The following is a 5,570-nucleotide window of genomic DNA, read 5'->3' on the forward strand; positions in this document are numbered from 1 at the left end:
GCCTGCGGCTCCGCGCCGGCCGGCAGGTCCAGCTCCGCACGCAGGCCCCCCAGCGCCGAGCGCCGGTAGCGCAGCGTGGCGTGGTGACGGGCGGCGATGTTGGCGACGATCGCCAGGCCCAGGCCGGTGCCGCCTTCGGGCGCGTCCGGGGCGCGGAAGAAGCGCTCGCCCAGGCGCGGCAGCAGGGCCTCGTCGACGCCGCTGCCGGCATCGTCCACGGCCAGGCGCACGGACAGCGGATCGCGCCGCAGGCTGACCGTGACCACGCGGCCGGCGGCATGGCGGAACGCGTTGTCCAGCAGGTTGTCGAGCAGTTCGCGCAGCGCATAGGCGTCGGCGGCGACCCAGGCCGCAGCCGCGTCGTCGTCGCCGCCGTCGTAGCCCAGGTCCACGCCGGCGTGCAGGGCGTCGGGGATGCGCTCGGCCAGCGCCTGCGGCAGCCATTGCGCCAGATCCAGCGGCAGCAGCGGGCGGATGCTCTCGCGCGGGGCCTGGGTGCGGGTCAGCGCCAGCAACTGGGTGGAGGTGCGGGTGGCGCGGTCGGTCAGCTGGCGGATGTGCTGCAGCGCCTGCGCGGTGTCTTCCGGACGCTGGCTGGCCTGGGCGCGCTGCACGTGCATGCTCAGCCCGGCCAGCGGCGTGCGCAGTTGATGCGCGGCGTCGGCGAGGAAGCGTTCCTGCAGCGCCATCATGTGCTTGAGGCGGCCGAGCAGGCCGTCGATGGCCTGGGTCAGCGGCACGATCTCCACCGGGATGTCGGGACCGGACACCGGGCTGAGGTCGCGCTGGCTGTCGTCGAGCCGCCGCACCGCCGGTTCCAGCATGCGCAGGCCCACGCGCACGCCGTGCCAGACCAGCACCAGCAGCGAGCAGGTGAGCAGCAGTTCGGTCGGCAGCATCAGTACCAGGATCTCGCGGGCGCGGCGGTGACGGTCGTCCAGGGTCTCGGCCACCGACACGGTGAGCCAGTCGCCCGGTTCCAGCGCCGAGGGCAGCAACAGGCTGGCCACACGCACCGGCACGCCGTTGTCCATGCGGTCGTCGTACAGCATCACCCGGCCGACTTCGGCCGGATCCGGATGCGCCGGAATCGGCTGGGTGCTGCCGCTGATCACCCCGTGGCGGCGGCTGTCCAGCTTGAAGAACACCCGGCCGTCGCTGCTGTACTCCAGCAGTTGCCGCGCCTGCAGGGTCAGCGGCATGCGCTCGCCGGGGTCGTTGACCGCATTCGCCAGGCCCTGCGTGTCCTCCTTCAGGTCCATGTCGTGGACGTGATTGGTGTACTTGAGCATCAGCAGGTAGAACAGCGCCGACACCACCAGCATCAGCAGCATGGTCGGAATCAGCAGGAACGCCAGCAGTCGCTGGCGCAGGCTGGGGTGGCGGTATGCCGGCGACTGCGCGGCCGCGGTCGCGCTCACTGCGGCAGCTGTGCGTGGTCGGCGGCCGGTGAGGCGGCGCGCGACTCCTCCAGCAGATAGCCCAGGCCGCGGATGGTCCGGATGCCGACGCCGGCGCCGTGCAGCTTGCGCCGCAGGCGGTGCATGGAGATGTCCAGGCCGTTGTCGGTGATTTCGTGCTGCCAGTCGCACAGCGCTTCGGTCAGCTGGCTGCGGCTGACCACGCGCCCGCTGCGCAGCAGCAGGGTCTCCAGCAGCGCGAACTCGCGCGCGGTCAGGTCCAGCGGCTGGTCCTGCAGCCATACCCGGCGCCCGGCCAGATTGATGCGCAGCTGTCCCAGCACCAGTTCCGGTACGCCACCGCTGCTGCTGCGACGCAGGAGCGCGCGGGTGCGGGCGAGGAACTCGGACAGTTCGAAGGGCTTGATCAGGTAGTCGTCGGCGCCCTGGTCGAGCGCGTGGATGCGGTCTTCCACGGCATCGCGCGCCGTCACCACCAGCACCGGGATCTCGTCGCGGCGCGCGCGCAGGCGCTGCAGCACCTGTAGCCCGTCGCGGCGCGGCAGACCGAGGTCCAGCACCAGCAGTTGATAGCTTTCGCTACCGAGCGCGCGCTCGGCGGCGGCACCGTCGCCGACATGGTCCACTACGTGGCCGCACTCGGCGAGCGAGTCGCGCAATGCAACGGCAATGGACGTATCGTCTTCGGCGACCAGGATGCGCATGATGCGAAATGCTTGCAACGGGGATGTGGGAAAACCGTCGTAATCGGCGGCGGCGAAGTCACTACGTTCACATACGTCGATGTAGCTTCGATGGAGTGTGTATCCAGATTCTGCGATGCGGTGATGACCATTATCATCCATGACATCGCTGCGCGCTCGCCGGTCCTGACCCCGCCGGGTAGGAAAAACCCTATAGCCGGCCGCGGCATCCGCCGATCCTCACGCCCCCGGGTCCGCGGCATCATGAACGGGTCGGCAACGTCACCGCTCCCGCGCCAGGGAGACGGCTCGCACGGAATCGAACGGATCTCGATTCGCCGGCCACGTTTCGCTCCCGCAGGCGCCGACGGATCGGCGCAGCGCCACTGCGATCGGAATCGAAGGGAAGAAAACGCACGAGGCCCCGGCATGCCGGGGCCTCGTGCGTTCAACGTGCCGCTATCGAGGGTGAATCATGTCGGCATCTGCGCGGATGGGTCGGTCTGCACTGATGCTGTCAGCGTCAGGCCGCGCGCCGCGTCTGCACGCAAACTTTCAGGCCGCAGTCCGCCCGCCTTTGCGAATCCCCAATCCCGACTCCCGAATCCCGGCCCCTCAGAGCGCCCAGTCCAGCCGCAACCCGGCCACCAAGGCATTGGGCAGGTCGCGGGTACGGGCCGGCTCGTTGAACTGGTCCGGGTGCACGATGTAGTGCAGGTTCGGGGCGATGCGCAGTTGCGGGGTCAGCTGGATGCCGTAGCTCAGTTCCATCATGGTCTGGGACCGGTGCGGGGTGCCGCTGCCGCCGGCCGCGGCGCGGGCCAGGCGCAGGTCTTCCAGGGCGTCGTCGCTGTAGTGCTGCTGGGTGACGACGAAGGCGATGTTGTCCTGCGGGCGGCTGGCGAAGGTGCCGCGCTGGACCAAGCCCAACTCCAGGAAATGGTCTTCGATCAACTGCCCGGAGGTGCCCTTGAGCACCGAGCCGAACAGCACCAGCCCGCGATTGCTGTCCGGATCGGGGCGGGTGACCTGCTGTTCGAAGCGGAAGAACGCGCCGGAGCGGCCGTTGCGGGTGGCATAGTCCAGTCCGCTCAGCCGCGCCGGATTGCCGTTGCGGTCGTTGAGCGGGTCGCGGTAGTCGGAGTTGTCCTGCCAGCCGCCCAGCTCGTACATCGCCGGCAGGCGCGCGCCGCTGGCCTGGGTGCTGTAGCCGATCGCATAGGGCACGATCACCCCGGTGCGGTCGTTGGTGCTCCAGTTCAGGCCGTGCTGGCCGCGTTCGGCCTGGATCGGGTTGACCTCGTAGGCGCCGACGTGGACGTAGACGTTCGGGGTCACCCAGGCTTTGGCATGCGCGGCCCAGCTGGACACCGGCCAGTAGGTGAAGTTGCTGGTGCGGAACACGAAGGTCGGGTTGCCGCAGGCCGAGTTGCCCTGGAAGTAGCCGCACAGCTCCGAGCCCAGGAAGTGGATGTTGGCCACGCTGCGGCCGGCCTCCAGTTCCAGGCGGTCGTTGAACAGCTTCTGGTCGATGGTGAAATTGGCCAGGCGGGTGCCCTGGCCGCCGTAGATTTCCTGCACCGAGGTGCTGTTGCCGATGTTGCCGTTGGCCAGGTTGGTGCCGTGGCGGTTGATGCCGTAGACCTTCAGCGTGGCGCCGTTCCAGCCCATCAGCCGTTGCAGGTCCACGTCGGTGCCGAACATCAGCTGCCCGGCGTAGGCGCTGCCCTCATGCTTGCCGCCGTCCAGCGACACGGCGCCTTCGCCGGTGTAGGCGAGCTTGAGCTTGAAGGCGTCGCTGGCGTCCTGGGCATGGGCCAGCGGTGCGGCGAGCGCCAGCGCCAGGGTGGCCAGGGGCAGGGACGAGACGAGGGGACGGGACATGGTGGAACTCCTCAGCAGGGAAAGGCCGGCGCGCCGCCAGCGGCGACGGGGGGAGGGGCATCGCATGGCGACGCGCCGGCGCATGGACGGGATCAGGCGAGAACCGGCTTCTTCAGCACCCGCAGCGCCACCGCGGTGACCACGGTGCCGGCGAGCAGCGCCACCAGGTACATGCCCAGGTGGCTGACCGCATTGGGGATCGGCAGCACGAACACACCGCCGTGCGGCACCTTCAGTTCGGCGCCGGCGGCCATCGAGATGGCGCCGGCCAGCGCCGAGCCGAGCATCAGTGCGGGGATGGTGCGCAGCGGATCGCGTGCGGCGTACGGGATCGCGCCTTCGGTGACGAAGGCCAGGCCGAGCACGCCGGTGGCGGCGCTGCTGCCGCGCTCGTCCTGAGTGAAGCGGCTGCGGAACACCCAAGTGGCCAGGGCGATGCCCAGCGGCGGGGTCATGCCGGCGACCATTGCCGCGGCCATCGGCGTGTACACCTGGCTGGCGATCAGGCCGGTGGAGAAGGCATAGGCGGCCTTGTTGACCGGCCCACCCATGTCGAAGGCCATCATCGCGCCCAGCAGCAGGCCCAGCAGCACCGCACTGCTGCCCTGCATGCCGCGCAGCCATTCGGTGAGCCAGGCCAGCAGTTCGGCCACCGGCTGGCCGACCACGTAGAGCATGGCCAGGCCGACCAGCAGGGTGCCCAGCACCGGCAGGATCAGCACCGGCTTCAGGCCCTCGAGCGTGCGCGGCAGCTTGATCGCCCGGTTCAGCGCGGCCACCCCGTAGCCGGCGATGAACCCGGCGAGGATGCCGCCGATGAAGCCGGCGCCGAGGTTGGCCGCGACCATGCCGCCGATCATGCCGGGGGCGATGCCGGGGCGGTCGGCGATGGAGTAGGCGATGTAGCCCGCCAGGGCGGGCACCATCAGGGTGAAGCCGGCCTTGGCGCCGATCTGGAACAGCGACCAGGCCAGGGTGCCCTTGTGCGCGTCGTCGAAGGCATAGATGCCGCCGAGCGCGAACGCCAGCGCGATCAGCAGGCCGCCGGCGGTGACGAAGGGCAGCATGAACGACACGCCGGTCATCAAATGCTTGTACGGGCCGGCGGGGCGGCCGCCCTGGGCCTTGGCCGGGGCGCTGCCGCCGGTGCCGGCGGCGTGCACGCTGGCCTCGGCCAGGGCCTTGCGGATCAGGCCCGGGCCATCGTTGATCGCCGGCTTGGTGCCGCTCTTGAACAGGCGCTTGCCGCCGAAGCGGCTCAGGTCGACCTCGCGGTCGGCGGCGATCAGCACCAGGTCGGCGGCGGCGATCTCCTCGTCGCTGAGCGCGTCCTGCGCGCCGACCGAGCCCTGGGTTTCCACCCGGATCTGGTGGCCCAGCGCCTTGGCCGCCTGCTGCAGGCCCTCGGCGGCCATGAAGGTGTGGGCGATGCCGGTGGGGCAGGAGGTGATGGCGACAATGCGCTTGCCGGCGCCCTCGGTGCCGCCGACAGCGGCCGCGCCGGCGGTGTCGGTGGCCGCGGTCAGCAGCGGCGCCAGCACCGCGCCGGCATCGGCCAGCACCGCGTCCAGGCTGCTGCGCT

The 5,570-nt window shown here is 70.3% G+C and carries 4 protein-coding genes; all 4 read right to left on the minus strand.

What is annotated here, in order from left to right:
* Nucleotides 1–1,421, minus strand: a 1,421-nt coding sequence (locus tag D180_RS07350) for a sensor histidine kinase (RefSeq protein WP_017912288.1), incomplete at its 3' end; no start/stop codon positions are given.
* Entirely contained in the window at nt 1,418–2,125 is a 708-nt protein-coding gene (locus tag D180_RS07355; RefSeq protein ID WP_017912289.1) for a response regulator transcription factor, read from the minus strand. The genes D180_RS07350 and D180_RS07355, both read right to left, overlap by 4 nt.
* 594 nt (nt 2,126–2,719) lie before the next feature.
* Entirely contained in the window at nt 2,720–3,988 is a 1,269-nt protein-coding gene (locus tag D180_RS07360; protein WP_017912290.1) for a carbohydrate porin, read from the minus strand.
* 92 nt (nt 3,989–4,080) lie between these two features.
* Nucleotides 4,081–5,570, minus strand: a 1,490-nt coding sequence (locus D180_RS07365; protein ID WP_017912291.1) for a fructose-specific PTS transporter subunit EIIC, incomplete at its 5' end; no start/stop codon positions are given.

It is taken from the genome of Xanthomonas sp. SHU 166 (genome assembly GCF_000364685.1).
In the GTDB taxonomy this organism is placed as follows: Bacteria; Pseudomonadota; Gammaproteobacteria; order Xanthomonadales; family Xanthomonadaceae; genus Xanthomonas_A; species Xanthomonas_A sontii.

Coding starts and splice junctions, on each gene's coding strand:
- D180_RS07355 (WP_017912289.1), bottom strand. CDS start 2,125: ATGCGCATCCTGGTCGCCGAAGACGATACGTCCATTGCCGTTGCATTG.
- D180_RS07360 (WP_017912290.1), bottom strand. CDS start 3,988: ATGTCCCGTCCCCTCGTCTCGTCCCTGCCCCTGGCCACCCTGGCGCTG.